The 25,390-nt window shown below is 67.0% G+C and carries 24 protein-coding genes; 13 read left to right on the plus strand and 11 right to left on the minus strand.

The genetic code is table 11. The features are described from left to right. Nucleotides 1–7 precede the first annotated feature (7 nt). Nucleotides 8–1,336, minus strand: a complete 1,329-nt coding sequence (locus ACF8LI_RS20955) for a urate hydroxylase PuuD (RefSeq protein ID WP_047217816.1) — start codon at nucleotides 1,334–1,336, stop codon at nucleotides 8–10. 186 nt (nucleotides 1,337–1,522) lie between these two features. Then, on the minus strand, nucleotides 1,523–2,398 hold the full coding sequence (gene xdhC, locus ACF8LI_RS20960; RefSeq protein WP_392412808.1) for a xanthine dehydrogenase accessory protein XdhC: 876 nt from the start codon (nucleotides 2,396–2,398) through the stop codon (nucleotides 1,523–1,525). A gap of 130 nt (nucleotides 2,399–2,528) precedes the next feature. Here xdhC and ACF8LI_RS20965 point away from each other — a divergent pair, with 130 nt between their 5' ends. Then, on the plus strand, nucleotides 2,529–3,017 hold the full coding sequence (locus ACF8LI_RS20965) for a hypothetical protein (RefSeq protein WP_392412810.1): 489 nt from the start codon (nucleotides 2,529–2,531) through the stop codon (nucleotides 3,015–3,017). Between the two features lie 3 nt (nucleotides 3,018–3,020). Here ACF8LI_RS20965 and ACF8LI_RS20970 read toward each other — a convergent pair whose 3' ends face one another. After that, the gene (locus ACF8LI_RS20970) at nucleotides 3,021–3,410 is read right to left on the minus strand and encodes a hypothetical protein (RefSeq protein WP_017404032.1); all 390 of its coding nucleotides are present in this window, start codon (nucleotides 3,408–3,410) and stop codon (nucleotides 3,021–3,023) included. A 93-nt stretch (nucleotides 3,411–3,503) separates the two neighbouring features. Here ACF8LI_RS20970 and ACF8LI_RS20975 point away from each other — a divergent pair, with 93 nt between their 5' ends. Further along, nucleotides 3,504–3,833, plus strand: coding sequence for an Arc family DNA-binding protein (locus tag ACF8LI_RS20975; RefSeq protein WP_047217817.1), 330 nt, complete (start codon nucleotides 3,504–3,506; stop codon nucleotides 3,831–3,833). Between the two features lie 65 nt (nucleotides 3,834–3,898). Here the strand turns inward: ACF8LI_RS20975 and ACF8LI_RS20980 are convergent, their stop codons facing one another. Then, the gene (locus ACF8LI_RS20980) at nucleotides 3,899–4,483 is read right to left on the minus strand and encodes a YSC84-related protein (RefSeq protein ID WP_392412812.1); all 585 of its coding nucleotides are present in this window, start codon (nucleotides 4,481–4,483) and stop codon (nucleotides 3,899–3,901) included. A gap of 318 nt (nucleotides 4,484–4,801) precedes the next feature. Between ACF8LI_RS20980 and ACF8LI_RS20985 the strand changes: the two genes are divergently transcribed. Further along, the gene (locus tag ACF8LI_RS20985; protein ID WP_016449777.1) at nucleotides 4,802–5,191 is read left to right on the plus strand and encodes a DoxX family protein; all 390 of its coding nucleotides are present in this window, start codon (nucleotides 4,802–4,804) and stop codon (nucleotides 5,189–5,191) included. A gap of 110 nt (nucleotides 5,192–5,301) precedes the next feature. Here ACF8LI_RS20985 and uraH read toward each other — a convergent pair whose 3' ends face one another. Next, on the minus strand, nucleotides 5,302–5,652 hold the full coding sequence (uraH, locus tag ACF8LI_RS20990) for a hydroxyisourate hydrolase (RefSeq protein ID WP_016449778.1): 351 nt from the start codon (nucleotides 5,650–5,652) through the stop codon (nucleotides 5,302–5,304). Nucleotides 5,653–5,989: 337 nt separating this feature from the next. Between uraH and ggt the strand changes: the two genes are divergently transcribed. Then, nucleotides 5,990–7,810 (plus strand): gamma-glutamyltransferase, encoded by a 1,821-nt coding sequence (ggt, locus tag ACF8LI_RS20995; protein WP_016449779.1) that lies wholly within the window; start codon nucleotides 5,990–5,992, stop codon nucleotides 7,808–7,810. A 96-nt stretch (nucleotides 7,811–7,906) separates the two neighbouring features. On the opposite strand, the gene glxR is transcribed toward ggt, so the two are convergent. From glxR to gcl, 3 genes are all read right to left on the minus strand, one after another. After that, nucleotides 7,907–8,821 carry a 2-hydroxy-3-oxopropionate reductase gene (gene glxR, locus ACF8LI_RS21000; protein WP_016449780.1) on the minus strand — a complete coding sequence of 305 codons (915 nt, stop codon included), beginning with the start codon at nucleotides 8,819–8,821 and terminating at the stop codon, nucleotides 7,907–7,909. A 52-nt stretch (nucleotides 8,822–8,873) separates the two neighbouring features. Next, complete coding sequence (hyi, locus tag ACF8LI_RS21005) at nucleotides 8,874–9,674, minus strand: hydroxypyruvate isomerase (protein ID WP_047217819.1); 801 nt, start codon at nucleotides 9,672–9,674, stop codon at nucleotides 8,874–8,876. Between the two features lie 240 nt (nucleotides 9,675–9,914). Then, entirely contained in the window at nucleotides 9,915–11,705 is a 1,791-nt protein-coding gene (gene gcl / locus ACF8LI_RS21010) for a glyoxylate carboligase (protein ID WP_016449782.1), read from the minus strand. A 120-nt stretch (nucleotides 11,706–11,825) separates the two neighbouring features. On the opposite strand from gcl, the gene ACF8LI_RS21015 reads away from it, so the two are divergent. The 3 genes from ACF8LI_RS21015 to ACF8LI_RS21025 all read left to right on the plus strand — a co-directional run bounded on the left by ACF8LI_RS21015 (nucleotide 11,826) and on the right by ACF8LI_RS21025 (nucleotide 14,090). Further along, nucleotides 11,826–12,743 carry a LysR family transcriptional regulator gene (locus tag ACF8LI_RS21015; RefSeq protein WP_016449783.1) on the plus strand — a complete coding sequence of 306 codons (918 nt, stop codon included), beginning with the start codon at nucleotides 11,826–11,828 and terminating at the stop codon, nucleotides 12,741–12,743. Between the two features lie 95 nt (nucleotides 12,744–12,838). Beyond that, on the plus strand, nucleotides 12,839–13,177 hold the full coding sequence (locus ACF8LI_RS21020; protein ID WP_392412815.1) for an antitoxin VbhA family protein: 339 nt from the start codon (nucleotides 12,839–12,841) through the stop codon (nucleotides 13,175–13,177). Further along, on the plus strand, nucleotides 13,167–14,090 hold the full coding sequence (locus tag ACF8LI_RS21025) for a Fic family protein (protein WP_392412817.1): 924 nt from the start codon (nucleotides 13,167–13,169) through the stop codon (nucleotides 14,088–14,090). Before ACF8LI_RS21020 ends, ACF8LI_RS21025 begins: the two co-directional genes overlap by 11 nt. A gap of 42 nt (nucleotides 14,091–14,132) precedes the next feature. Here the strand turns inward: ACF8LI_RS21025 and ACF8LI_RS21030 are convergent, their stop codons facing one another. The 3 genes from ACF8LI_RS21030 to ACF8LI_RS21040 all read right to left on the minus strand — a co-directional run bounded on the left by ACF8LI_RS21030 (nucleotide 14,133) and on the right by ACF8LI_RS21040 (nucleotide 17,684). Then, nucleotides 14,133–15,455 (minus strand): glycerate kinase, encoded by a 1,323-nt coding sequence (locus ACF8LI_RS21030; RefSeq protein ID WP_392412819.1) that lies wholly within the window; start codon nucleotides 15,453–15,455, stop codon nucleotides 14,133–14,135. Nucleotides 15,456–15,559: 104 nt separating this feature from the next. Next, on the minus strand, nucleotides 15,560–16,525 hold the full coding sequence (locus ACF8LI_RS21035; RefSeq protein ID WP_392412820.1) for a tripartite tricarboxylate transporter substrate binding protein: 966 nt from the start codon (nucleotides 16,523–16,525) through the stop codon (nucleotides 15,560–15,562). 52 nt (nucleotides 16,526–16,577) lie between these two features. Continuing rightward, complete coding sequence (locus ACF8LI_RS21040; protein ID WP_034391100.1) at nucleotides 16,578–17,684, minus strand: tartrate dehydrogenase; 1,107 nt, start codon at nucleotides 17,682–17,684, stop codon at nucleotides 16,578–16,580. Nucleotides 17,685–17,808: 124 nt separating this feature from the next. On the opposite strand from ACF8LI_RS21040, the gene ACF8LI_RS21045 reads away from it, so the two are divergent. From ACF8LI_RS21045 to ACF8LI_RS21070, 6 genes are all read left to right on the plus strand, one after another. Further along, nucleotides 17,809–18,732, plus strand: coding sequence for a LysR family transcriptional regulator (locus tag ACF8LI_RS21045; protein WP_392412822.1), 924 nt, complete (start codon nucleotides 17,809–17,811; stop codon nucleotides 18,730–18,732). A gap of 86 nt (nucleotides 18,733–18,818) precedes the next feature. Further along, the gene (locus ACF8LI_RS21050) at nucleotides 18,819–19,496 is read left to right on the plus strand and encodes a GntR family transcriptional regulator (RefSeq protein ID WP_012204034.1); all 678 of its coding nucleotides are present in this window, start codon (nucleotides 18,819–18,821) and stop codon (nucleotides 19,494–19,496) included. Beyond that, nucleotides 19,493–20,449, plus strand: a complete 957-nt coding sequence (gene puuE, locus ACF8LI_RS21055; RefSeq protein ID WP_016452629.1) for an allantoinase PuuE — start codon at nucleotides 19,493–19,495, stop codon at nucleotides 20,447–20,449. Before ACF8LI_RS21050 ends, puuE begins: the two co-directional genes overlap by 4 nt. Before the next feature lie 6 nt (nucleotides 20,450–20,455). Further along, nucleotides 20,456–22,231, plus strand: coding sequence for a 2-oxo-4-hydroxy-4-carboxy-5-ureidoimidazoline decarboxylase (uraD, locus tag ACF8LI_RS21060; protein WP_392412824.1), 1,776 nt, complete (start codon nucleotides 20,456–20,458; stop codon nucleotides 22,229–22,231). Further along, nucleotides 22,228–23,520, plus strand: a complete 1,293-nt coding sequence (locus ACF8LI_RS21065; RefSeq protein WP_252652439.1) for a M20/M25/M40 family metallo-hydrolase — start codon at nucleotides 22,228–22,230, stop codon at nucleotides 23,518–23,520. Before uraD ends, ACF8LI_RS21065 begins: the two co-directional genes overlap by 4 nt. Before the next feature lie 374 nt (nucleotides 23,521–23,894). Continuing rightward, nucleotides 23,895–25,382, plus strand: a complete 1,488-nt coding sequence (locus tag ACF8LI_RS21070) for a nucleobase:cation symporter-2 family protein (protein ID WP_016449790.1) — start codon at nucleotides 23,895–23,897, stop codon at nucleotides 25,380–25,382. Nucleotides 25,383–25,390: the final 8 nt, after the last annotated feature.

Consider the following 25,390-nt stretch of genomic DNA (forward strand, 5'->3'; position numbering starts at 1 on the left):
AGGATGATCAGTTCACCGATGCACCCGATTCGTACCAGCGCTTGACCATGCCGCGCTCGTCATCGCTCAGGGCGCCCGGATTGCCGAAGGGCATCTTGCGCAGCTGCACCACCTGCTGGTAGATCTGCTGGGCATGGGCCTTGACCTGCTCGGGCGAGTCCAGGCGCACATTCTTTTGCTGCAGGGCGGCACCGTGGCAGACCACGCAATGCTGCTGCAAGAAGGGCGCGAGCTGGGCATAGCCGACGGCGCCGTCGGCAGGAGCGGCGGCAGCCGGGGACGCAGGGGCTGCAGGCGCAGCCGGCGCTGCCGAGTCACCACCGGGAGCCGCTGCTGCGGGCTCGGTCGTTGCGGCAGGCGACTGCACGGCGGCGGGAGCCGGCGCAGGCGCTGCGGCAGGCGCCGGCGCGGGCTTGAGCCAGACGGCAGTGCCGATCAGCACCAGCACGCCAACCAGGGCGTAGGGCCAGGGATGGGCATTGCGGCCCAGCTTGAAGCCGTGGCGCATCACGAAGAACTGGCGGATGGCGGCGCCTGCGAACATCATCAGGATCAGCACCAGCCAGTTCAGCTCATGGCTGTACAGCCAGCCGTAGTGGTTGGACAGCATGGCGAACAGCACCGGCAGCGTGAAGTACGTGTTGTGCACGCTGCGCTGCTTGCCGCGCTTGCCGTGGATGGGGTCCACGGGCTGGCCTTCCTTCAGGGCCTTCACCACCGTGCGCTGGCCGGGGATGATCCAGAAGAACACGTTGGCGCTCATCGAGGTCGCCAGCATGGCGCCCATCAGCAGGAATGCGGCCTGGCCCGGGAAGATGTGGCAGGCCAGGAAGGCCGCGATGCACACCAGCACCAGCACCATGGCGCCCACCGTGGCGTCGCCGTTCTTCTTCTGGCCGAAGACGCGGCAGATGCCGTCGTACAGCAGCCAGAACACGACCAGGAAGGCCAGGGCCGAGGCAATGGCCGCAGCCGAGCCCATGGCATTGGGATCGGCCGGATTGACGAGGTAGATCTTGGCGTTCCACAGGTACGACACCGTCAGCAGCGCAAAGCCGCTGAGCCAGGTGGTGTAGCTTTCCCAGTAGAACCAGTGCAGGTGGTCCGGCAGCTTGGGCGGGGAGACATTGAACTTGACGGGGTGGTAGAACCCACCGCCGTGCACGGCCCAGAGTTCGCCGCTGACGCCCTGCTTCTTGAGATCGTCATCGACGGGCGGCGTCAGGCTGCTGTCGAGGAAGACGAAATAGAAGGAGGAACCGACCCAGGCGATGGCCGTAATGACGTGGAGCCAACGCAACAGCAGGTTGGCCCAGTCGAGAATGTAGCTTTCCATAGCTCTCAACCTTGGCAGCGTGGGGGCCGCCGGTGTTCAACCTGCTCACCACTGCGGGCGCTCTGAGCAGAAGAAAAAGGCCGCGCACCCGGTAGATATACCGCCGGTGCACCGCTGCGACCATTTCGTAGACACAAAGTGTATGCAATTTTTCGCCAGCCCATCGGCTTGCGCAGTATCAATTCACTAGAGATTTCCCTGATTCCGCGCGGACACCGCGCTGCGCCGCTGCAGAAGCTGCGCCGCCACGGCCACCGCGATCACCTCGGGCTCCTTGCCCTTGATGCCGGGCACGCCGATGGGGCAGGTCACATGGTCGAGCTCCGCATCGCTGAAGCCGCGCTCGCGCAGGCGGCGCCGGAAGGTGGCCCATTTGGTGGCGCTGCCGATCAGGCCCACATAGGGCAGGTCGCCGTGCTGGCGCTGGCGGCCCAGGCACTGGGCGACCACCTCCAGGTCCTCGGCATGGCTGAAGCTCATGATCAGCACCTGGGAGCCTACAGGCAGATCGGCCACGGCCGATTGCACGGGGTCTGAATACTCGCACTGCACGAGCTCGTGCTCCTCCTCGGGGAAGACCGAATCGCGGCTGTCCACCCACATCACGCGGTAGGGAAGATTGCACAGCAGGCGCACCAGCGCATGGCCGACGTGGCCTGCGCCGAACAGGGCCACGCAGTCGCGCGGCGGCTGCAGCCGCTCGCGCAGCATGTCCATGCGGCCCTGGGGCACCAGCACGAACCTCAGCATCACCACGCCGCCGCAGCACTGGCCCAGGCTGGGGCCCAGCGGATAGCGGTGCTGGTGCTCGGTGGCGACCTGGCCGCCCTGGCTACCCTGCTCGCCAGGCGTTGCCCAGCCGCGCAGCAGGCTGCGGGCCCTGTCGATGGCATCGAACTCCAGGTGCCCGCCGCCGATGGTGCCGGCCACGCGGTCGGCGAACACCGCCATCCAGGCGCCGCGCTCGCGCGGCACGGAGCCTCGCGAGTCCATCACTTCGACCCAGCACAGCGGCCCCTGCGCAAGGCCCTGCTCGACTTTGTTGAACGTGTCACTCCACATGGGCGCACCTGACAGCCCGTCGTGGCGCCTGCGGGCTTCGTTGGAATTTGTTGCGGGATTGTCCGCTGCGGCACTTGAGTTTTGCGCTCCGACTGCCGGTGCCGCAGTGTTTCAGGATACGCTCGCAATCATGCCCGATTCCCCTGATTCCACGCAGCACAGTTCCGTGCAAAAGCCACGGTCCGGCCGCCCCTGGCTGTGGGCCGGCCTGATGGCCGCCATTGCCTCCCTGGTCACGGCCTGCAAGTCCCCGCCCGGCCCCGGCCCGCGCTCCGACGACGTCAGCTCCAGCGCACAGCTGCAGTACCGCAAGGTGGCCGCCAACCATCTGTACGCGCGCAATGCCGATCGCATCTACAAGGGCCAGTTGCCACCCATGCTCTACGCGATCGGCGTGCTCCAGGTCCAGATCGACCGCAACGGCCAGGTCCAGCGCCTGCACTGGATGCGCGCGCCCGGCCATGCCCCCGAGGTGGTGAGCGAGATCGAGCGCCTGGTGCGCGCCGCCGCGCCCTTCCCCGCTCCTGCCGGCGCCGCCCGCATCACCTATACCGATACCTGGCTCTGGGACAAGTCCGGCCGCTTCCAGCTCGACACGCTGACCGAGGGCCAGCTCTGAGCCTCAGGCCGCTGCGCACGGCTGGCCGTCGGCAAAGCTTCGGGCGCTTCTGAGCAGGCAGGTCACGGCATAGAGCACCAGGTCGTCCGGTGCGTCATCGTTCACGCGATCGATGACCTCGATGGCATAGCCCAGGTCCTGCGACAGCTGCGGCAGCACGCCTGCCGAGCGGTCGCCGGCCTGCAGGCCGGCCACCGCCTGGTCAGCGCTGGCGTGGTAGCCACGCAGCAAATCACGCGCGGCACATACCATGGCCGAGCCGGCGCGTTCGGCATGCAGCTCCAGCACGCCCAGGGCCGCTCCCATATGGCACAACGCATCCACCGCCAGCACCTCCTGGTGCTGCGGTGAGGGTTCCTGATGGCTGTGGCCCGATTGCTTCACTGTCTTCATGGCATCCCTTGCGCGGGACCGTGCTGGTCCCGAAGCAACAATACCTATCAGGTCCCTTGCAGTCAATACCTTTCCGGTCCATGATTGCCGGCGATGAAACAGACCGATCCTCAGTACAAGCTGCGCCTGCCGCAGGAACTCAAGGACCTCGTCGAGGAGGCAGCCAAGCGCACCGGCCGTTCCATGAACGCCGAAGTCGTGGCCCGGCTGCAGACCACGTTCGAGGCCCCCCTGCTGGGCCGCCTGTCGGCCTCGACGGACCCTTCGCTGGAATGCGAAGAGCCCGTGAGCATCTACGACATCAAGATGAGCGCCGAAGCCGTGGAGCGTATCGAAAAGCGCCTGGAACGCATAGAGCAGGCCGTGCTCGCGCCCGCTGCGCCGCAATCCGCCAGTGAAGACGGCGCAACCGGCAGCGCCTGATCCGCCCGCACAAAAGAAAACCGGCCCGCAGGCCGGTTTCGTTCAAAGGCCCCTCAGGGCCGGGATCATTCGACCACCTTGGTGATCTTCGAGCCCTGCAGCGACACGCCGGCTTCCAGGCCCGCGTTGGTCAGCACGTAGCTGGTGACGGGGCCCTGGGCGGTCGTGGTGTCCACGCTGCCATTGGCGCCCACCTTGCCTGCGGCCACCGTGGCATCCGCGCCCACGGACCAGCCGTCGCTGGCCAGGAACTTGTCCAGCGCTTCCTGGGTGTTGAACACATAGATCACAGCCTTGGACTGGCCGCCTGCCTGCCAGCCCACCGAGGCGCCCGTGGTGCTGTAGAAGCCCTTGTTCTGGCCGCCGATGCGCAGCACGCCGCGGCCATGCTCCACACCGATGACGAAACTGCCGCCGATCACCGAGGGGAAGATCAGCACGCCCTTGGAGCGGGCCACCATTTCCTTGGAGCCCGGCGCCGTCTGGTACAGCCGCTCCAGCGCAGCGTTGGCGCGCGCATTGACGGTGGTGGAATCAGCACGCGGCGCGGACTGGGTTTCCGGCTTGGTGGTGGTGCAGCCGACCATGGCCACGCTGCCGGCCGCCAGTGCAGTGGCCATCACGACGGTACGCAAAGAAAACTGACGCATGGGAAAACCTGCCTTTCTTGATTGGACGTTTTGGGGAGACCCCATCGGTTCATTGGATTGATCACCTTGCCTCCCGGTCCCGGGCACCCCTACCAGTGCTCGCAAACCGCTTCGGAGACAGGCTGGGGACGATGCTAGGCCGCTTTGCGGTACTTGTGATGAGACATGTCACAAGTTGCGCCATAGGACTACAGGCCCGCAGGAAATGTCTGAAAATCCCGTTCCGGGCCGCCACAGCCGACACCGAAAGCCCGCTGATGCCAGAATGCACCCACAGCAATACCCGGCCCACCGGGCCCATCCACATCGAGGGAGTTCATGAAGTTCTGGAGCCACTTTCACCATCCCCAAGCAGCCATGGTGCTGTTGCGCGTCACGCTTGCGGTCCTGCTGCTTTTTCATGGCTGGGCCAAGATCCGCTACGGCATAGGCAGCATCGAGCGCATGGTGGAGTCCGCGGGCGCGCCGGGCTGGCTGGCCTATGCGGTGTATCTGGGTGAGGTGGTGGCGCCGCTGCTGCTGCTGGTGGGCCTGTGGGTGGTGCCCGCGGCGCTGGTGATTGCGGTCAACATGATCGTGGCCTTCGCGCTGGTGCACACGGGCCAGGTGATGCAGCTGCACAGCTCGGGAGGCTGGGCGCTGGAGCTGCAGGCCTTCTTCTTCATCTCGGCCCTGGTCGTGGCCATGGGGCATTCCAAGGGCAAGTAGGCCGCACGCTTGCTGGAGATGCAAAAGCAACGGCCCGCAATGCGGGCCGTTCGTCATTTCAGGTTTCACTCCAGGCCATCCCCCGACAGCCTGCGCCTGCAGTCCAGGGCTCAGGAGCCCCGGTACGTCGAATAGCTCCAGGGGCTGACCAGCAGGGGCACATGGTAATGCTGGTCGGCATGGGCCACGCCGAAGTCCAGGCTCACCTTGTTGAGGAAGTTGGGCTCGGGCAGTTGCACGCCACGGGCCTTGAAGTAGGCCGCCACGTCGAAGGTCAGCCGGTAGGTGCCGGGCCTGAGGCTGTTGTTGTCGAACAGCGGCGCATCGGTGCGGCCGTCGTGGTTGAGCACCAGGCTCTTGATCAGCGTGGCCTGGTCGCCATCGGTGGAATACAGCGCGACAGCCATGCCGGCTGCGGGGCAGCCATTCATGGTATCGAGGACGTGGGTGCTCAGGCCCATGGAAATCTCCTGTGCGGCGGGAGCTGGCCCGCCCGGTTGTCATTGGTTGGTCGATGCACGAAGCGCGGCGCGCGACAGCACTCGCGGCCCCCTCGTGCATTCGCAAAGTGTATACAGTTCTTGTACGCCCTTGAAGTGGGCCATGCAGCTCGAGCCTAGGCAGATACCCGCACTTTCGGCGTCGGCAGCGGCCCGTGGGCAGGCCTGCAACGCCATGCTTCTACACTGTGGTCCGCCGCCGCCCCGGCTGCAGGCCCTGCGGCCATCGCATACCGGGCGGCAAAGGACTTTCGCTCATTTCAACGGTTCCACTGTTTCATCTGCCAAGGAGATACCGATGCCATTTCGCTCCCCCTTGCTGGCAACCAGCCTGGCGCTGGCCATTGCCAGCCTGGCCGCCTGCAGCAGCACACAGCCGCCCGCGGCCTCGGCGCCGCCAGCGCCGGTGGCCGCAGCACCTGCACCGGCGGCAGCGCCCATCACGCAAAGCAATGCAGCCCAGGCGGCCAGTGCAGCCTATGACTTCGACATGGATGTATTCCATCCCGTCGTGGCCAGGAACGGCATGGTGTCCAGCGAGCAGGAGCTGGCCTCGCGCATCGGCCTGCAGATCCTGAAGTCGGGCGGCAATGCGGTGGATGCCGCCGTGGCCATGGGCTTTGCGCTGGCGGTGGCCCTGCCCAATGCCGGCAACATCGGCGGCGGCGGTTTCATGATCGTGCACGACGCCAAGAGCGGCAAGAACATTGCGCTGGACTTCCGCGAGGTCGCACCCTCCAAGGCCACGCGGGACATGTACGTGGGCGCGGACGGCAAGGTCATTGACGGCAAGTCGCTGTACACCCACTACGCCGTGGGCGTGCCCGGCACCGTGGCCGGCATGGAGCATGCATTGAAGAAATGGGGCTCTCTGCCGCTGTCCACGGTGATTGCGCCATCCGTGAAGCTGGCCGACAAGGGCTTTACGGTCAGCGAGACCCTGGCCAAGATCCTGGAGCAGGAAAAGAAGAACATGGGCCAGTGGCCCGCCACCCAGGCCATCTTCTGGCGCAACGGCGAGCCCCTCAAGCGCGGCGACCGCCTGGTGCAAAAGGACCTGGCGCAGTCGCTGCGCCTGATCGGGCAGCAGGGCTCCAAGGTGTTCTACGAAGGCGCCATTGCCCGCAAGCTCGCGGCCGAGATGGCGCCGCATGCGGGCGCCCTGTCGCTGCAGGATCTCAAGAACTACAAGGTGGTCGAGCGCGAGCCCGTGCGCGGCACCTATCGCGGCTACGAGATCGTGACCATGCCGCCCCCGTCCTCCGGCGGCGCCCACCTGATCCAGATCCTCAACATGATGGAACGCTGGCCCATGAACCAGTGGGGCGCCAACAGCGCACAGAGCATCCACTACATGGCCGAAGGCATGAAGCTGGCCTATGCCGACCGGGCCGAATACCTGGGCGACCCGGACTTCGTGACCGTGCCGCTCAAGGGCCTGACGTCCAAGCGCTACGCCGAGGCGCTGGCCGCCGGCATCGACCCCTACCAGGCGCGCGCCGGCAAGGACATCAAGCCCGGCAAGCCCCAGCCCTATGAGAGCGACCAGACCACGCACTACTCCGTGGTGGACAGGATGGGCAACGCCGTGGCCGTGACCTATACGCTGAACACCAACTTCGGCAGCGGCATCGTGGCCAAGGGCACGGGCATCCTGCTCAACAACGAGATGGACGACTTCTCTGCCAAGCCCGGCGTGGCCAACGCCTACGGCCTGGTCGGCGGCGATGCCAATGCGGTGGCCGCAGGCAAACGCCCGCTGTCGTCCATGACGCCCACCATGGTGCTCAAGGACGGCAAGCCCGTGCTGGTCACCGGCAGCCCCGGCGGCGCGCGCATCATCACCACCGTGCTGCAGACCGTGGTCAATACCATCGACTTCGGCATGAACCCGGCCGAGGCCGCCGCCACGCCGCGCTTTCACCACCAGTGGACACCCGATGAGCTGCGCGTGGAAAAGGGCATCAGCCCCGACACCGTGGCCCTGCTCAAGTCGCGCGGCCACAACGTTGCCGTGAAGGCATCCATGGGCCGCACGCAGACCATCCAGCTGCGCGACGGCATGCTCTACGGCGCCTCCGACCCGCGCAACCCCGACGGGCAGACACTGGGCTATTGAAGCAAGAAAAAGCCGCGCCCGTTGCCGAGCGCGGCTTTTCACAACAGGGCGGCGCAAGGCCGCCCTCCCACCAATCGCGTTGTCAGTTGCGCGGCATCAGGCCGGGACCTTCTGGCCGACCTCGAAGTTGGCCTGGATCTCCAGCGCACGCACCATGCCCGAGTGGTCCCAGTTCGCGCCGCCGTGGGCCACGCAGCTGTTGAACAGCTCCTGGGCCTGGGCCGTGTTGGGCAGGGACACGCCGAGCTGGCGCGCGCTGCTCAGGGCCAGGTTCAGGTCCTTCTGGTGCAGCGAGATGCGGAAGCCCGGATCGAACGTGCGCTTGATCATGCGCTCGGCATGCACCTCCAGGATCTTGGACGAGGCAAAGCCGCCCAGCAGCGCCTCGCGCACGCGGGCCGGGTCGGCGCCGGCGCGCGATGCGAACAGCAGGGCCTCTGCCACCGCCTCGATGTTCAGCGCCACGATGATCTGGTTGGCCACCTTGGCGGTCTGGCCGTCGCCATTGCCGCCCACCAGGGTGATGTTCTTGCCCATGCGCTCGAACAGCGGCTTGACGCGCGCGAACACGTCCTCGGGGCCGCCGACCATGATGGACAGGGTGGCGTTCTTGGCGCCCACCTCGCCGCCGGAGACCGGCGCATCCAGGTACTGGGCGCCGATGGCCTCGATGCGGCGAGCGAAGTCCTTGGTGGCCACGGGCGAGATGGAGCTCATGTCCACCACCACCTTGCCGCTGCTGCCCTTGAGGCCGGCGGCCACGCCGTCCTCGCCGAACAGCACCTTCTCGACATCGGGCGTGTCGGGCAGCATCAGGAAGATGATGTCGGCCCGCTCGGCCACGCCGCGCGCCGTGGTGCACTGGGTGGCGCTGCTCTCGGCGATCTGCGCCGGGATCTTGCCCAGGGTGTTCACGAAGAGCTGGTGGCCAGCCGCCAGAAGGTGGCCTGCCATGGGCGCGCCCATGATGCCCAGGCCCACGAAACCAAGCTTGAGAGAGGATGCATTCATGCTGTGTACTCCTTGTCGTTTTTGAAAAGCTGAGAAAAAACTCCGGCGGCGCTCAGGCGGCGACTGCCGCGCGCACGCTGGTGTGGGCGTCCAGCCAGCCCAGGCCCGATTCGGTATCGCGCGCAGGCTTGTACTCGCAGCCCACCCAGCCCTGGTAGCCGATGCGATCCAGGTGCGCGAACAGGAAGGGGTAGTTGATCTCGCCCGTGCCCGGCTCGTTGCGGCCCGGGTTGTCGGCCAGCTGCACGTGGCCGATGCGGGCCAGGTGCTTTTGCAGCGTGGCCGCCAGCTCGCCCTCGGTGCGCTGGGCGTGGTAGATGTCGTACTGCACGAAGGCGTTGGGCGCGCCCACCTCGTCGAGGATGGACAGGGCCTCGTCCGTGCGGTTCAGGTAGAAGCCGGGAATGTCGAAGGGGTTGATGGGCTCGATCAGCAGGCGCAGATTGGCCGCGCTCAGCGCCGATGCGGCAAAGCGCAGGTTGTCCACGAAGGTGCGGCGCAGCAGCGCGGCATCGGCACCGGCAGGCGCCTTGCCGGCCAGGCAGTTGAGCTGGGGCACGCCCAGCGCATGGCCATAGGTCACGGCCTTGGCCACGCCGGCGCGGAACTCGTCCACGCGGTCGGGGTGGCAGGCAATGCCGCGCTCGCCCGCATCCCAGTCGCCGGCCGGCAGGTTGTGCAGCACGATCTGCAGGCCGTGGGCGTCGACGCGCTCCTTGATCTCCTGGACCGTGTGGGCGTAGGGAAACAGGAATTCCACGGCCTCGAAGCCGGCGCGCGCCGCGCGCTCGAAGCGGTCGAGGAAGGGCACCTCGGTGAACAGCATGCTGAGGTTGGCAGCAAAACGGGGCATGTCAGAAGTCTCCGGTAGTCGTTTGGTGGGTTGGGAGCGGCAGGGCACGCAAGGCGCCCGCCGGTAAAAATGCCCAAGGGGCAATGGAAATCGGAACCCCCGATTGCCTGCACCGCCCGCCATGCAGGCATTGGCGCAGCGCCAGCCAGGAATGCCAGGCAAGGGCCGCCCCGCAGCGATGGCATCGTCCCCCTCCGAAGAGAGGGGGAAGCGGCGCAGCCGCTCAGGGGGTGCCTTGCTTCAATCCAGCAGGGCCAGGGCGCTGGGCACGTCGGCAGGCGCTGCGGCCAGGTCCTCGAACTCGATCACGTTGTCGATCTCGGCGCCCATGGAGATGTTGGTCACGCGCTCCAGGATGACCTCGACGACGACCGGCGTGCGGTGCTCGGCCATCCAGGCCTCGGCCTGCTGCATGGCGGGCGCGAAGTCCTCGGGACGGTGCACGCGGATGGCCTTGCAGCCCAGGCCCTCGACCACCTTGACGTGGTCCACGCCGTAGCCCTTGGACTCTTCCTTGTCGTCGACATTGATGTTGTCGAAGGCCAGCTGCACGCAGTAGTCGATGGAGAAGGCGCGCTGCGCCTGGCGGATCAGGCCCAGGTAGCTGTTGTTGACCAGCACATGGATGTAGGGCAGCTTGAACTGCGCGCCCACGGCCAGCTCCTCGATCATGAACTGGAAGTCATAGTCGCCCGACAGCGCCACGATCTTGCGGGCCGGGTCGGCCACGCGCACGCCCAGGGCGGCCGGCACGGTCCAGCCCAGCGGGCCGGCCTGGCCGCAGTTGATCCAGTTGCGCGGCTTGTAGACATGCAGGAACTGCGCGCCGGCAATCTGCGACAGGCCGATGGTGGAGACGTAGCAGGTGTCCTTGTCCAGGCTGCGGTTCATGCACTGGTAGACACGCTGCGGCTTCATGGGCACGTTGTCGAAATTGGTCTTGCGCAGGTACTCCACATTGTTCTTGCGGGCCTGGCATTCGGCCACCCAGCCGCTGCGGTCCTTCAGGCGGCCAGCCGCCTTCCACTCGCGCGCCACCTCCACGAAAAGCTGCAGCGCCGCGCCGGCATCCGAGACGATGCCGTAGTCGGGCGCGAACACGCGGCCGATCTGCGTGGGCTCGATGTCCACGTGCACGAACTTGCGGCCCTTGGTGTAGACCTCGACCGAGCCCGTGTGGCGGTTGGCCCAGCGGTTGCCGATGCCCAGCACGAAGTCGGAGGCCAGCATGGTGGCATTGCCGTAGCGGTGGCTGGTCTGCAGGCCACACATGCCGGCCATCAGGCGGTGGTCGTCAGGGATGGTGCCCCAGCCCATCAGCGTGGGGATCACGGGCACGTCCAGCAGCTCGGCGAACTCCACCAGCAGCTCGGACGCATCGGCGTTGATCACGCCGCCGCCCGACACCAGCAGCGGACGCTCGGACTCGTTGAGCATGGCGATGGCCTTTTCCACCTGCTTGCGCGTGGCGGCCGGCTTGTAGACAGGCAGGGGCTCGTAGGTATCGATGTCGAACTCGATCTCGGCCAGCTGCACGTCGATGGGCAGGTCGATCAGCACGGGGCCGGGGCGGCCCGAGCGCATCAGGTGGAAGGCCTGCTGGAAGGCGCGCGGCACCTGGGCCGGCTCCAGCACCGTGGTGGCCCACTTGGTCACGGTCTTGGCGATGGAGGCAATGTCCACGGCCTGGAAATCTTCCTTGTGCAGACGCGAGCGCGGCGCCTGGCCCGTGATGCACAGGATCGGAATCGAATCCGCGCTGGCCGAGTACAGGCCCGTGATCATGTCCGTGCCGGCCGGGCCGCTGGTGCCGATGCACACGCCGATGTTGCCGGCCACGGCGCGGGTGTAGCCCTCGGCCATGTGGCTTGCGCCTTCGACGTGGCGCGCCAGGATATGGCCTATGCCGCCATGGTCCTTGAGCGCTGCGTACAGCGGGTTGATGGCGGCACCGGGAACGCCGAATGCGACGGTAACGCCTTCTTTTTCCAGCACGCGGACTGCGGCTTCGATTGCTTTCATTTTCGCCATGGAGGTCTCCTTCAAACTGGAGACAACTCTAGGCAGACGGGCCTGTTGGCGGAACGCCTGCACAGACCATAAAATTTATTCCGTGCAGGAATAACTATCAATGAAAAAGGAGACAGCACCATGGACAGACTCGATGCCATGCACATGTTCGTGCGCGTGGTGGAGACCGGCAGCTTCACCAAGGTCGCGCACGAGTTCGCCACCACCCAGCCCACGGTGACCAAGCAGGTCGCGGCCATGGAGACGCGCCTGAAGGTGCGCCTGCTCAACCGCAACACGCGTGGCGTGAGCCTCACCGAAGCGGGCGCGCTGTACTACGAGAAATGCAAGACCATCGTCAACGACGTGGCCGAGGCGGACAAGGTGGTGCAGGTGCGACAGACCCAGGTGCAGGGCCAGCTGCGCATCGGCAGCTCGGTGGCCTTCGGCCGGCGCGTGCTGATCCCGCTGGCGCTGGAGTTCATGACGCACAACCCCCAGGTGCAGATCGACCTGAGCTTCGAGGACCGCTACACCGACCTGGTGGCCAACGGCATCGACGTGGCCCTGCGCCTGGGCAAGCTGGCCGACTCCAGCCTGGGCGCACGCACGCTGGGCGTGAACCCCTGGGTGCTGGTGGCCTCGCCCGCCTACCTGCGCAAGCGCGGCACGCCGCGCCGCCCCTCGGACCTCAAGGAGCACGCCACGCTGATCTACAGCAGCGTGCAGGGCAACGACCTCTGGCGCCTGCGCAACGCCAGCGGCGAGCCCGTGTCCGTGCCCGTCACCGGCCGCCTGCGCTCCAACAACCTCTCGGCCCTGCTGGCGGCCTCACGCTCGCACATGGGCATCGCCGCCCTGCCCCGCTACGTGGCCCACGACTCGCTGCAGGCCGGCCGCGTGGTCGAAGTCCTCAAGACCTGCCGCCTGCCCGAGCAGGAAATCCACGCCGTCTACCCCTCGCCACGCCTGGTGCCGCAGAAGGTGCAGTCCTTCATCGCCTTCCTGCAGGGGCGGTTCGATGCTGAATGGTGGGAGACGCTGCCGCGCGGGGCGTGAGGCCAGGCGCTGCGCATTGGCAATGCAATGTATGTACATTGATAGGAATGCCGCCCGAACGGCATGTCTGATTTCCGTCTTGCGAGGTGACCGCCATGTCCAAAGAAGTGCAAATGACATTTCGTGTCGAGCCCGAACTGCGCTCGGAGTTTGCCGACGCCGCCTTGCTGGAAAACCGCCCCGCAGCACAAGTGCTGCGCGAGTTGATGCGCGCCTATGTCAACCAATCGCGTGAACGCGTCAGCGGCCCTGTGAACGCCGCCATTTCCGCAACGGAGAAACGCCGGCGCGAAGCAGCCGTCAACTTCGCCCGCGCGTCCGTCGGGCTGGAAGGCTTCACCCCTTCCGAAGCTGCTGAGACCGGCGCACGCCAATTTATCCGGGGTGATATCCAGCTTGCCGATTTCGTCCAGGTGAAGGTCAATGCGCGATGAGCTCCCGCCTGCATCCGCGAGCACGTTGACTGCAGCGCAGCGTCAGCAACTCGAAGCCGATCACACATTCAAACGGCTTGTCGAGCTGGAACTGGAGCCTGTGCGTGGCAGCTTCGACGCTGCCCACCTGAAGGCAGTCCACCATCGCATCTTCCAGGACTTGCCGGACGCCGGCTTCCACGAGGTCACGCCTGGCGAATTCAGAACACAGGTGCCCCATGGCCAGGACTGGATGAAGCAGCGCGGCCTATCGACCATGGGAGGCACTTTCCATGTCGTCTATTCACGCATGGACGACGCGGCCATGGCCAGACTCGACAAGGCCCTCGAAGAAGCCAGCCCCGACGAGCTGCGCGGCTTGAAGACCGCTGAATTCACGGCACGGCTTGCCAGGATGTACATCGAGTTGGACTACGCCCATCCATTCAGCGATGGCAACAGCCGCACGCTTCGCACCTTCACCCGGCAGCTCGCCAGGGAAGCTGGATATGAGGTCGATTGGGCACGATTCGGACACAGCGAGACCGGGCGAGATCTTCTCCATATCGCCCGCGACCGCAGCGTGAACGAGCTGGCGAAGCCACACGTGCAGCACGAAAACACCATGCGAAAAATCCTGCGCACGCAGGACAGGCTGAAAGCCCATCCGCCCCTGCCCGACTTGCTGCGCGACGCAGTACGGCCGAGCCGCGCCTTGGCCTTCGAGCGGTTGAACGAGCGGGAAGCCTTGCATGAGTACCCCGAGCTTGAAGCGGCATACAAGGTCATCCATGCAGCGGCGACCCGCCTGGCCTCGCAGATGCCGGGCAACCCCGAGGCGCAGGAAGCCGGCATTCAGTCAGTCATGAACCATGTTCAGAACTGCCTGAACGCCGGGGAGACCGTCGACTTCGGCCATAGCCAGAAAAGGTAAAAGCGAACGCCAACGCCCCTAATGGCTACGGCCCGGATCTTCTCAAAGAACCAGAATCGCCCGGAAGTCATTCACGTTGGTATGCGTGGGCCCGGTCACCACCAGATCCCCCAGCGCATCAAAGAACCCATACGCATCATTGCGGTCCAGGTACTCGGCAATCCGCATGCCCTGGGCCTGGGCCCGCGCCAGCGTATCCGGCGACACGCGCGCTCCCGCGTTGTCTTCCACGCCATCGATGCCATCGGTATCGGCCGCCAGCGCCCAGACCTTGTCCTGCCCCTGCAGGGCCTGGGCCAGGCCCATGCAGAACTCGCCCGCGCGGCCGCCGCGCCCCTTGGGCGTGCCGGCCGGGCGCTGCCGGATCGTGACCGTGGTCTCGCCGCCGGACAGGATCACGCAGGGCTTTGCAAACGGCTGGCCGTGGCGGGCCACGGCGCGCGCCAGGGCGGCGTGGACCTTGGCGACCTCGCGCGATTCGCCCTCGATCTCGTCGGACAGCACATGGGTGCGCAGGCCTGCGGCCTCGGCCACGCGTGCGGCCGCCTCCAGCGAGTGCTGGGGCGTGGCGATCATGTGGACCTCGTGGCCGTCGAAGCGCGCGTCACCGGGCTTGGGGGTTTCCAGCTCGCCTGCCTCCAGCGCGCGGCGCACGGATTCGGGCACTTCGATGCGGTAGCGCGCGAGGATGGCCAGCGCGTCGGCGCAGCTGCTGGCATCGGGCACGGTGGGGCCGCTGGCGATGATGGAGGGGTCGTCGCCCGGCACGTCGCTGATGGTCAGCGTGACAACGCGCGCAGGTGCGCAGGCCGCGCCCAGGCGCCCGCCCTTGATGCGCGACAGGTGCTTGCGCACGCAGTTCATCTCGCCGATGGCGGCGCCGCTTTCCAGCAGGGCGCGGTTGATGCGCTGCTTTTCCTCCAGGTCGATGCCTTCGGCCGGCAGGGTCAGCAGGGCCGAGCCGCCGCCCGAGATCAGGCACAGCACGAGGTCGTCCTCGGTCAGCCCTTCGGTCAGCGCGAGGATGCGTTCGGCGGCGGCCAGGCCTGCCGCATCGGGCACGGGGTGGGCGGCCTCGACCACTTCGATGCGCTGCGCCAGGCCTTCGGGGCGCGGCGGGATGTGGTGGTAGCGCGTGACCACGAGGCCGGACAGCGGCGCGTCCGCTGGCCACAGCGCCTCCAGCGCCTGGGCCATGGAGCCGCCGGCCTTGCCCGCGCCCAGCACCAGGGTGCGGCCCTTGGGAGGCTTTGGCAGGCATTGGGCCATGCTGTACAGGGGCTGCGCATCCTTGACCGCAGCGCGGTAGAGGTCGAGCAGAAAGGCTTGGGGATCGGTGAGGTGCAGGTCCGTGGTGCTGGTCATGGTGTGTTGTCTCCGCCGGGCATTATGGAATTTCCTGCACCGGCGGTGGCATGCGGTCAAGTCACAACTGATTCGCCCGGCCTCGTTCCTCGTGCCAACTCAACTCAATCCAGGGCCACCTTGGCGTCCTTGACCAGCCTGGCGAAGCGGTCGGTGTCGTCGCGGATCTGGCGCGCCATCTGCTCCGGTGATCCGCCGATGGGCTCGGCGCCTATCTCTTCCATCTTCCTGCGGAACTGCGGGGACTCGATGATGCGGTTCATGTCCGCGCCCAGCCGCGCCAGTACCTCCCGGGGCGTGGCGGCCGGTGCCAGCACGCCGAACCAGGTGCCCATGTCGAAGCCCTTGAGGCCGGCCTCGTCCAGCGTGGGCACATCGGGCAGGGCCACCGAGCGCTTGGCCGTGGTCACGGCCAGCGCGCGCAGCTTGCCGGCCTTGATGTGGGGCAGCACAGGCGTGACGGTATCGAAGGACATGGCGATCTGCCCGCCCAGCAGATCCGTGGTCAACGGCCCGCTGCCCTTGTAGGGCACGTGCAGCAGCTGCACGCCGCCCATGGACTCGAACTGCGCGCCGATCAGGTGCTGGCCCGTGCCCGCGCCATTGGAGCCATAGGCCAGCTTGCCGGGCTGAGCGCGGGCCTGGGCCAGCAGCTCCGGCACGGTTTTGGCGGGCACCTGCGGATTGACCACCAGCACATTGGGGACCACGGCCACCACGGTGATGGGCGCCAGGTCCTTCTGGAAGTCATAGCCCAGCCTGCGGTAGACGCTGGTGGCAATGGTGTGGTGCACAGCGCCCATGAGCAGGGTGTAGCCGTCAGGTTTCGCCTTGGCCACATGGTCGGCGCCCAGGGTGGCGCCCGCGCCGGGGCGGTTTTCCACGACCACGGGCTGGCCCAGGCTTTTGGACAGCTCCTGGCCCAGCGCGCGCGCCAGCACATCGGTGGTGCCGCCTGCGGGAAACGGCACGATGAGGTTGACGGGGCGCGCCGGCCAGGCCTGGGCCCAGGCTGCAGGGAAGGCGGCGGCCAGCGCGCACGCTGCGGCAACCCTGGTGATGCGGTTCATGGCTTGTCTCCTGTCTGTTCTTTTGTGGGTTATCGGACCATGCAGCGCGCGCTCAGGCTGGCACGGGCTCGGCCTGGGCCTCGGCGGTCTGCGCGCGCAGCCGTGCGCAGACCGCGTCGGTGACCTGCCGCGTGGTGGCCTTGCCGCCCAGGTCGCGCGTGTGCAGCGCGGCATCGGCGGTCACCTGCTCCACGGCCTGCATCAGCCGCTGCGCGGCACGGTGCTCGCCCAGGTGCTCCAGCAGCATCACGCAGCTCCAGAAGGTGCCCACGGGGTTGGCCAGGCCCTGGCCCATGATGTCGAAGGCCGATCCGTGGATGGGCTCGAACATGCTGGGGTAGCGGCGCTCCGGATCGATGTTGCCCGTGGGCGCAATGCCCAGGCTGCCGGCCAGCGCGGCCGCCAGGTCGCTGAGGATGTCGGCATGCAGGTTGGTGGCGACCAGGGTGTCCAGGGAGGCGGGGCGGTTGACCATGCGCGCCGTGGCCGCGTCCACCAGCTCCTTGTCCCAGCGCACGTCGGGAAACTCGGCGGCCACCTGCACCGCGATCTCGTCCCACATCACCATGGCATGGCGCTGGGCGTTGGACTTGGTGATCACCGTCAGCAGCTTGCGCGGCCGCGACTGCGCCAGGCGGAAGGCGAAGCGCATGATGCGCTCCACGCCCGCGCGGGTCATCATGCTCACGTCAGTGGCCACCTCGATGGGATGGCCCTGGTGGGCGCGGCCGCCCACGCCCGCGTATTCGCCTTCGGAGTTCTCGCGCACGATGACCCAGTCCAGGTCCTCGCGTGCGCAGCGCTTGAGCGGCGCATCAATGCCGGGCAGGATGCGCGTGGGCCGCACATTGGCGTACTGGTCGAACCCCTGGCAGATCTTCAGGCGCAGCCCCCACAGCGTGACATGGTCGGGAATGTGCGGGTCGCCGGCCGAGCCGAACAGGATGGCGTCCTGGCCGCGCAGCGCGTCCAGCCCGTCGGCCGGCATCATCTCGCCGTGCGCGCGGTACCAGTCGCCGCCCCAGCCGAAACTGGTGAAGGCAAAGCCCAGGCCGGGCTGGGTTTCGGCCAGCGCCTGCAGCACCTCCTGCCCTGCGGGCACCACTTCCTTGCCGATGCCATCGCCGGGAATGCAGGCGATGCGGTATGTCTTTGTCATGAGGGCTCCTTGGATTGCGGTGGATGAAGCGCCATGCGGATCCATGGCCTTGTCCGTGAATCTATCGATGGAACAACGCCGCGCGCGCCTCTAGAGTGATGGCATCGTTCACTTTGATTCAACAATGAGCACACCCGTCTCGGCGCCATCGGAGATGGCCTTCTTCTGCCTGCTGGCCCGCAGCGCCAGCCTGTCGGCCACGGCCCGCGAGCTGGGCATCACCACGCCGGCGGCCAGCAAGCGCCTGTCCCAGATGGAGGCGCGGCTGGGCGTGCAGCTGGTCAGCCGCACGACGCGGCGCCTGGGCCTGACCGATGAGGGCCAGACCTACCTGGCCCATGCGCGGCGCATCCTGGACGACATTGCCGCCATGGAGCAGGCCGTGGCCGGCATGCCCGGGCAGCCGCAGGGCCTGCTGCGCATCAATGCCACGCTGGGATTCGGGCGCAGCCATATCGCGCCGCTGATCGCCAGCTTCGTGCGCAGGCACCCGCAGATCCAGGCGCAGCTGCAGCTGTCGGCCTCGCCGCCGCCCCTGGTCGATGACAGCTTCGACCTGTGCATACGCTTTGGCGAGCCGCCGGACGCGCGCGTCATCGCGCGGCGCCTGGCGCCCAACCGGCGGCTGCTGTGCGCGTCTGCCGCCTACCTGGCGCGGCGCGGCACGCCGGCCACCCCGCGCGAGCTGATGCAGCATGACTGCATCGACATCCGCCAGGGCGACGACGCCCACGGCGTCTGGCGCTTCACCCACAACGGCCCCGGCCGCAAGACCGAAGCCATCCGCCTGCGCGACAGCCTGAGCACCAACGATGGCGAGATCGCCGTGGGCTGGGCCCTGGCCGGCCTTGGCATCGTCATGCGGGCCGAATGGGATATCGCCCGCTACCTGCGCAGCGGCCGCCTGGTGCAGGTGCTGGCCGACCATGCCACGGCACCGGCCGACATCCATGTGGTCTATCCGCAGCGGCATGCGGCAACCCAGCGCGTGCAGCGCTTTGTCGAGCACCTGGCGCGGCACTTCGATACGGCCGCGCCCGGTTTCTGAAAAGGCATGCCGTATGCGGGGAAACGCCAATAAGCAGTAGACAGAAACTGTATACAACTCTTGTGGCCAGCCGCTATGATGGCTGAATGGAGACTTCCACCACCAGTTTCATTGTCGAGAGCCTGACCCGGGCCATCGTCGAACACCGTCTTCTGCCCGGCACCAAGCTGGCCGAGCAGAAATTGGCAGACCATTTCGGCGTCTCGCGCACCCTGGTGCGCCAGGCGCTGTTCCAGCTGTCGCAAAACCGCCTGATCCGGCTCGAACCCGCGCGCGGGGCCTTCGTGGCCACGCCCTCGGTGGACGAGGCGCGCCAGGTCTTCGCCGTGCGCCGCATGCTCGAAGCCGAGATGGTGCGCGCCTTCATCGCCCAGAGCACGCCGGCCAAGATCCGCGCGCTGCGGCAGCACGTGGCGGCCGAGAAAAAGGCCATGGACGGCAACGACGTCGGCCAGCGCACCGAGCTGCTGGGCGACTTCCACGTGCGCATGGCCGAACTCATGGGCAACGAGGTGCTGGCCCAGCTGCTGGGCGAACTGATCTCGCGCTGCGCGCTGATCACGCTGATGTACCAGTCCAGCACGGCCGCCGAGCACTCCCATGACGAGCATGCCGAAATCGTCACGGCCCTGGCCGGCGGCGACGCCGACCACGCCGTGCAGCTCATGCAGCAGCACCTGGACCACGTGGAAGCCGGCCTGACCTTCGACCGCGACATGCCGACCAGCGATCTTTCGATGGCCCTTTCCTCCGTATCCGCATGACCTACGACGCCACTGCCCCCTATCCCCGCGACCTGATCGGCTACGGTCGCACGCCCCCCCACGCCCGCTGGCCCGGCCAGGCCCGCGTGGCCGTGCAATTCGTCCTCAACTACGAAGAGGGCGGCGAGAACTGCGTGCTGCATGGCGATGCCGCCAGCGAGCAGTTCCTGTCCGAAATGTTCAATCCGGCCGCCTACCCCGAGCGCCACATGAGCATGGAAGGCATCTACGAGTACGGCTCGCGCGCCGGTGTCTGGCGCATCCTGCGCGAGTTCGAGAAGCGCGGCCTGCCGCTGACCGTGTTCGGCGTGGCCACGGCCCTGCAAAAGCACCGCGAACTGGCCGCCGCCTTCCACGAGCTGGGCCATGAAGTGGCCTGCCACGGCCTCAAGTGGATCCACTACCAGAACATTCCCGCCGAGGTCGAGCGCGAGCACATGCGCCAGTGCATGGAGATCTTCGGCGAGCTGTATGGCCACGATGGCGACCACGGCCTGGGCTGGTACACGGGCCGCGACAGCCCCAACACCCACCGCCTGGTGGCCGACGACGGCCGCTTCGCCTACGACAGCGACTACTACGGCGACGACCTGCCCTTCTGGATGAAGGTCGGCAAGAGCGACGGCAGCACCCGCAGCCAGCTCATCGTGCCCTACACGCTGGACTGCAACGACATGCGCTTCGCCCTGCCCCAGGGCTACTCGCACGCCGACCCGTTCTTCCAATACCTGAAGGACACGTTCGACGCCCTCTACGCCGAGGGCGATCCGGCCGGCGATGACTCCCCCAAGATGATGAGCATTGGCATGCACTGCCGCCTGCTGGGCCGCCCCGGCCGCATCACGGCACTGCAGCGCTTTCTGGACCACATTCAGCGGCACGACAAGGTCTGGGTCTGCCGCCGCATCGACCTCGCGCGCCACTGGGCGCACCACCATCCCGACAAGGAATAACGCAGCATGGCTCTGACGCTGGAACAACTCAACGCCGCCGACCTGGCCACCGCCGCCAGTCTGCTGGACGGCCTCTACGAACACTCGCCCTGGATTGCCGAGGCCGCACTGGCCCAGCGCCCCTTCCGCTCGCTGGCACAGATCAAGTACGCCATGGCCCAGGTGCTGGACAAGGCACCCGTGCAGGCCAAGCTCGACCTGATCCGCGCCCACCCGGAGCTGGCCGGCAAGGCCATGGAGACCAACACGCTCACGGCCGAATCCACCAACGAGCAGAACAAGGCCGGCCTGACCCGCTGCACGCCCGAGGAGCTGGAGCACATCCGCAAGCTCAACGCCGAGTACGGCAAGCGCTTCGGCTTTCCCTTCATCCTGGCCGTGCGCGGTCCGCGCGGCGCGGGCCTGGCCAAGGCCGAGATCATCGAGACCTTCGAGCGCCGCCTGCACAACCACCCCGACTTCGAGCTGGGCGAGGCGCTGCGCAACATCCACCGCATTGCCGAGATCCGCCTGAACGACAAGTTCGGCTACACGCCCGAGCTGGGTAACGATGTCTGGGACTGGCAGGAAAAGCTGGCCCAGCACAGCGACCCCGGCTATGCCGAAAAGGGCCAGCTCACCGTCACCTACCTCACCGACGCCCACCGCGCCTGCGCCCAGCGCATCAGCCACTGGATGCGCGACTGCGGCTTCGACGAGGTAGAGATCGACGCCGTGGGCAACGTCGTGGGCCGCTACAAGGCGGCCACCGACGATGCCAGGACCCTGCTGACCGGCAGCCACTACGACACCGTGCGCAACGGCGGCAAGTACGACGGCCGCCTGGGCATCTTCGTGCCCATGGCCTGCGTGCGCGAGCTGCACCGCCAGGGCAGGCGCCTGCCGTTCCACATCGAGGTCGTGGGCTTTGCGGAAGAGGAGGGCCAGCGCTACAAGGCCACCTTCCTGGGCTCGGGCGCGCTGATCGGCGACTTCAGGCAGGAATGGCTGGAGCAAAAGGACGCCGACGGCATCACCCTGCGCGAGGCCATGCAGCATGCCGGCCTGTGCATTGACGACATTCCGAAGCTGCAGCGCGATCCGGCCCGCTACCTGGGCTTCATCGAGGTGCACATCGAACAGGGCCCGGTGCTCAACGAGCTGGACATCCCGCTGGGCATCGTCACCTCCATCAACGGCAGCGCGCGCTACATCTGCGAGATGATCGGCATGGCCAGCCACGCCGGCACCACGCCCATGGACCGCCGCCGCGATGCCGCCTGCGGCGTGGCCGAGCTGGCGCTGTACATCGAAAAACGCGCCGCGCGCGACGGCACCTCGGTGGCCACCATGGGCCAGCTCAATGTGCCCAGCGGCTCGGTCAACGTGGTTCCCGGCCGCTGCCAGTTCAGCCTGGACCTGCGCGCGCCCACCAACGAGCAGCGCGACGCCATGGTGGCCGACATCCTGGCCGAGATCGAGGCCATCGCCCAGCGCCGTGGCCTGCGCTACAGCACCGAGCTGGCCATGAAGGCCGCCGCCGCTCCCAGCGCCCCCGAATGGCAGCAGCGCTGGGAAGCCGCCGTGGACGCCCTGGGCGTGCCCCTGTACCGCATGCCCAGCGGCGCCGGCCACGACGCCATGAAGCTGCATGAAATCATGCCCCAGGCCATGCTGTTCGTACGCGGCCTGAACGCCGGCATCAGCCACAACCCGCTGGAAAGCTCCACCGCCGACGACATGCAACTGTCCGTCGATGCCTTCTCCCACGTACTGAACCAACTGGCCCAAGAGCAGCAATGACCAACATGAACCAAGACAAGCAAGCCACCTACGCCGCCCTGGACGCCTGGATCGACCAGCATTTCGATGAAGAGGTGCAATTCCTGCAGGCCCTGGTCCAGGTTCCGACCGACACCCCGCCCGGCAACAACGCCCCCCACGCCGAGCGCACGGCCGAGCTGCTCAAGACCTTCGGCTACGAGGCCGAGAAGCACACCGTGCCCGAGGCCGAGGTCAAGGCCTACGGCATGGAATCCATCACCAACCTGATCGTGCGCCGTCCCTATGGCAGCGCAGGTGACGCCGGCGGCGGCCTGACCATTGCGCTGAACGCCCACGGCGACGTGGTGCCGCCCGGCGAGGGCTGGACCCAGGACCCCTATGGCGCCGCCATCGAGGACGGCAAGCTCTACGGCCGCGCCGCCGCCGTGAGCAAGAGCGACTTCGCCACCTTCACCTACGCCGTGCGTGCGCTCGAAGCCGTGGCCAAGCCCTCCAAGGGCGCGGTGGAACTGCACTTCACCTACGACGAGGAATTCGGCGGCATCCTGGGCCCCGGCTGGCTGCTGGCCAACAACCTCACCCAACCCGACCTGATGGTCGCGGCCGGCTTCAGCTACGAAGTCGTCACCGCCCACAACGGCTGCCTGCAGATGGAAGTGACCGTGCAGGGCAAGATGGCGCACGCCGCCGTGCCCCACACGGGCGTGGACGCGCTGCAGGCCGCCGTGGTGCTGATGAACGCGCTGTACGCCGAGAACACCAAGTACCAGCAGGTGACCTCCAAGGTGCCGGGCATCAAGCACCCCTACCTGAACATCGGCCGCATCGAAGGCGGCACCAACACCAACGTGGTGCCCGGCAAGGTCGTGCTCAAGATCGACCGCCGCATGATCCCCGAGGAGAACCCCTCCGAGGTCGAGGCCAGCATCCGCGCCGTCATCGCCCAGGCCATTGCCGACTTCAACGCCAAGGGCGGCTACACGGGCGAGGATGCCGTGCGCGTGGACATCAAGCGCCTGCTGCTGGCCAATGCCATGACGCCGCTGGCGGGCAACAAGCCCCTGGTGGACGCCATCCAGGCCCATGGCGAAGCCGTGTTCGGCGAAAAGCCCCCAGCCGTGGGCACGCCGCTGTACACCGACGTGCGCCTGTATGTGGAGCGCGGCATTCCCGGCGTGATCTACGGCGCCGGCCCGCGCACCGTGCTGGAGTCCCATGCCAAGCGCGCCGACGAGCGCCTGGTGCTGGAGGACCTGCGCCGCGCCACCAAGGTCATCGCGCGCATGCTGTGCGACCTGACGGCCTGACGGCCCGCATCAAGGCCTGACCCCCAAGCCCGGCGCCGCCGGGCTTTTTTGCGTCCGGGCACCGCATCGGGGCGCGTGCACCTCCGCAGCCCATGCCGTGCACCCGAGCCGCGCCACAGCGGCCGCCAGGCACCAGCACGGTGCCTGTTGCTTGCTTGGCGCTTGCCTGGCGGCTGGCATCCATCTTGCAATGCACCATGGCACTCCCGCCCTGGCAGGCGATGCGCACCAAAACGGGTTGGCGCGACTGCCGCAACAGGGTTTACCGGGAGCAGAAATTTCCCATGATCTGTATACACTTTTTGTATGGATGTTGGTGCCAAACCCTGTCACGCCGGCGTCCGTTCCCATAAATCCCGAGGAGACAAATCCCCATGCAATCTTCCGTTCATCCCGTCGATGAGATGCTGCCCGCAGGCAAGCTCACGGCGCTGGGCCTGCAGCACGTTCTCGTGATGTATGCGGGCGCCGTGGCCGTGCCCCTGATCGTCGGCCGCGCACTCAACCTGCCGCCCGAGCAGGTGGCCCACCTGATCTCGGCCGACCTGTTTTGCTGCGGCCTGATCACGCTGATCCAGGCCATGGGCGCGACCCAGTGGTTCGGCATCAAGCTGCCCGTGATGATGGGCGTGACCTTCGCCAGCGTGGCGCCCATGGTGTCCATGGCGCAGACCACGGGCGGCTCGGCGGGCGCGGGGCTGATCTTCGGCTCGGTGATCGGGGCGGGGATCGTGTCCATCCTCATCGCCCCGCTGATCAGCCGCATGCTGCGTTTTTTCCCGCCCGTGGTGACCGGCACCATCATTGCCGTCATCGGCATCAGCCTGATGCGCGTGGGCGTGAACTGGATCTTCGGCAACCCCGTCGGCCCCACCGCGCCCAGCGTGCCCAACCCCGAGCACCTGAAATGGCTGGCCGACGCCCAGGCCACGGCCGGCGCGCCGGGCTCCTCGCTGCCGCCCGTGCCCAAGGGCTTCGCGGTCGTGCCCACCATTCCCAACCCCAAGTACGGCGACCTGACCGGCGTGGGCATCTCGGCCATCGTGCTGCTGTCCATCCTGCTGATCGCGCGCTTTGCCAAGGGCTTCCTGGCCAACGTCTCGGTGCTCATGGGCATCCTGATCGGCGGCGTGCTGTCCGTGGCAATGGGCCTGATGGACTTCAGCAAGGTCGCCAAGGCCGAATGGTTCACGATGGTGCTGCCCTTCGAGATCGCCACGCCGGTGTTCGACCCCATCCTCATCCTCACCATGAGCCTGGTGATGGTGGTGGTGATGATCGAGTCCACCGGCATGTTCCTGGCCCTGGGCGACATGACCGATCGCAAGATCAGCCAGGACGAGCTGACCCGCGGCCTGCGCACCGACGGCCTGGGCACGCTGATCGGCGGCATCTTCAACACCTTCCCCTACACCAGCTTCTCGCAGAACGTGGGCCTGGTCGCCGTCACCGGCGTCAAGAGCCGCTGGGTCTGCGTGGCCGGCGGCGTGATCCTGATCGTGCTGGGCGTGCTGCCCAAGATGGGCGCCCTGGTCGAGTCCCTGCCCACCGTGGTGCTGGGCGGCGCGGGCCTGGTGATGTTCGGCATGGTGGCCTCCACCGGCATCCGCATCCTGAGCAACGTGGATTTCCAGACCAACCGCAACAACGCCATGATCGTCGCCGTGTCCATCGGCGTGGGCATGATTCCGCTGGTGGCGCCGAATTTCCGCCAATGGATGCCCCACGGCATTCATCCGTTGATCGAATCCGGTATCCTGCTGGCCTCGATTACCGCGGTGGCATTGAACATTTTCTTCAACGGAGCCAGCAGCGACACCTCTGCTGCCGTCCGGGCCGCACGCCAGGCAGACGCCCACTGATGAAACAG

The organism is Delftia sp. WSY_12 (genome assembly GCF_043104645.1).
In the GTDB taxonomy this organism is placed as follows: Bacteria; Pseudomonadota; Gammaproteobacteria; order Burkholderiales; family Burkholderiaceae_C; genus Comamonas; species Comamonas tsuruhatensis.

Bases quoted from the DNA above. Each gene is read 5' to 3' on its own strand.
- ACF8LI_RS20955 (WP_047217816.1), bottom strand. From the start codon at position 1,336: ATGGAAAGCTACATTCTCGACTGGGCCAACCTGCTGTTGCGTTGGCTC.
- xdhC (WP_392412808.1), bottom strand. From the start codon at position 2,398: ATGTGGAGTGACACGTTCAACAAAGTCGAGCAGGGCCTTGCGCAGGGG.
- ACF8LI_RS20965 (WP_392412810.1), top strand. From the start codon at position 2,529: ATGCCCGATTCCCCTGATTCCACGCAGCACAGTTCCGTGCAAAAGCCA.
- ACF8LI_RS20970 (WP_017404032.1), bottom strand. From the start codon at position 3,410: ATGAAGACAGTGAAGCAATCGGGCCACAGCCATCAGGAACCCTCACCG.
- ACF8LI_RS20975 (WP_047217817.1), top strand. From the start codon at position 3,504: ATGAAACAGACCGATCCTCAGTACAAGCTGCGCCTGCCGCAGGAACTC.
- ACF8LI_RS20980 (WP_392412812.1), bottom strand. From the start codon at position 4,483: ATGCGTCAGTTTTCTTTGCGTACCGTCGTGATGGCCACTGCACTGGCG.
- ACF8LI_RS20985 (WP_016449777.1), top strand. From the start codon at position 4,802: ATGAAGTTCTGGAGCCACTTTCACCATCCCCAAGCAGCCATGGTGCTG.
- uraH (WP_016449778.1), bottom strand. From the start codon at position 5,652: ATGGGCCTGAGCACCCACGTCCTCGATACCATGAATGGCTGCCCCGCA.
- ggt (WP_016449779.1), top strand. From the start codon at position 5,990: ATGCCATTTCGCTCCCCCTTGCTGGCAACCAGCCTGGCGCTGGCCATT.
- glxR (WP_016449780.1), bottom strand. From the start codon at position 8,821: ATGAATGCATCCTCTCTCAAGCTTGGTTTCGTGGGCCTGGGCATCATG.
- hyi (WP_047217819.1), bottom strand. From the start codon at position 9,674: ATGCCCCGTTTTGCTGCCAACCTCAGCATGCTGTTCACCGAGGTGCCC.
- gcl (WP_016449782.1), bottom strand. From the start codon at position 11,705: ATGGCGAAAATGAAAGCAATCGAAGCCGCAGTCCGCGTGCTGGAAAAA.
- ACF8LI_RS21015 (WP_016449783.1), top strand. From the start codon at position 11,826: ATGGACAGACTCGATGCCATGCACATGTTCGTGCGCGTGGTGGAGACC.
- ACF8LI_RS21020 (WP_392412815.1), top strand. From the start codon at position 12,839: ATGTCCAAAGAAGTGCAAATGACATTTCGTGTCGAGCCCGAACTGCGC.
- ACF8LI_RS21025 (WP_392412817.1), top strand. From the start codon at position 13,167: ATGCGCGATGAGCTCCCGCCTGCATCCGCGAGCACGTTGACTGCAGCG.
- ACF8LI_RS21030 (WP_392412819.1), bottom strand. From the start codon at position 15,455: ATGACCAGCACCACGGACCTGCACCTCACCGATCCCCAAGCCTTTCTG.
- ACF8LI_RS21035 (WP_392412820.1), bottom strand. From the start codon at position 16,525: ATGAACCGCATCACCAGGGTTGCCGCAGCGTGCGCGCTGGCCGCCGCC.
- ACF8LI_RS21040 (WP_034391100.1), bottom strand. From the start codon at position 17,684: ATGACAAAGACATACCGCATCGCCTGCATTCCCGGCGATGGCATCGGC.
- ACF8LI_RS21045 (WP_392412822.1), top strand. From the start codon at position 17,809: ATGAGCACACCCGTCTCGGCGCCATCGGAGATGGCCTTCTTCTGCCTG.
- ACF8LI_RS21050 (WP_012204034.1), top strand. From the start codon at position 18,819: ATGGAGACTTCCACCACCAGTTTCATTGTCGAGAGCCTGACCCGGGCC.
- puuE (WP_016452629.1), top strand. From the start codon at position 19,493: ATGACCTACGACGCCACTGCCCCCTATCCCCGCGACCTGATCGGCTAC.
- uraD (WP_392412824.1), top strand. From the start codon at position 20,456: ATGGCTCTGACGCTGGAACAACTCAACGCCGCCGACCTGGCCACCGCC.
- ACF8LI_RS21065 (WP_252652439.1), top strand. From the start codon at position 22,228: ATGACCAACATGAACCAAGACAAGCAAGCCACCTACGCCGCCCTGGAC.
- ACF8LI_RS21070 (WP_016449790.1), top strand. From the start codon at position 23,895: ATGCAATCTTCCGTTCATCCCGTCGATGAGATGCTGCCCGCAGGCAAG.